Genomic DNA, 586 nt, shown 5'->3' with positions numbered 1-586 from the left:
CGCACCGGGACTTTGGGACAATTTGTCCCGAAGTACAGCGGGTTTGGGGAGCTCCCCAACAAGCATTTTTGCGGGCCCTGCGCCCTGCAAAAATTTCGGAGTGTGGCCACACCCGAATTGCTTGCCAAAACGCGCAATCCCGCAACATGGCGCAAAAACGGAGGTTACGCTTTCTTTTACGTTTCCTCCGTTTCTTTCGATGCTTTCATCGCTTGGATTGTAGCTTCAACGATTTTCAATTCTCTTTCGTCCAAGGCGTTCAACATGGCATCAATCCGCTTCCTGCACTCGCTCCCGCTATTCTGGGACGGGTAAAAGTATTGATCCACCGATATATCAAACATTGTAACCATCTGATAAAAGGTGTTGAAGCTTGGATGCTGACCATCATTTTCATTATACATAATGGTACGCGGAGCGCGGTCAACAATATAGGCCAGTTGCTCCTGTGTCATGCCGCTGGCTTCTCTTGCACGCTTGATGGCGAGCCCTATATCGTGAAAATCAAAGCGTCTTTCATCTCGTTCTATCTTCATAACATCACCTGATATGATTTTACATTTCATGTGATATTATTTGAACGACT

General features: G+C 46.8%; 1 protein-coding gene. It reads right to left on the bottom strand.

Going from position 1 to position 586, the window contains the following annotated elements; all coding sequences use genetic code 11:
• Positions 1-176: 176 nt before the first annotated feature.
• Complete coding sequence (locus tag H8Z83_RS19310; protein ID WP_054754179.1) at positions 177-536, bottom strand: helix-turn-helix domain-containing protein; 360 nt, start codon at positions 534-536, stop codon at positions 177-179.
• Positions 537-586: the final 50 nt, after the last annotated feature.

It is taken from the genome of Dysosmobacter segnis, assembly GCF_014297285.1.
GTDB lineage: Bacteria > Bacillota > Clostridia > Oscillospirales > Oscillospiraceae > Oscillibacter > Oscillibacter segnis.
This window is presented reverse-complemented; position numbering and strand designations above follow the sequence as displayed.

Bases quoted from the DNA above. Each gene is read 5' to 3' on its own strand.
- H8Z83_RS19310 (WP_054754179.1), bottom strand. From the start codon at position 536: ATGAAGATAGAACGAGATGAAAGACGCTTTGATTTTCACGATATAGGG.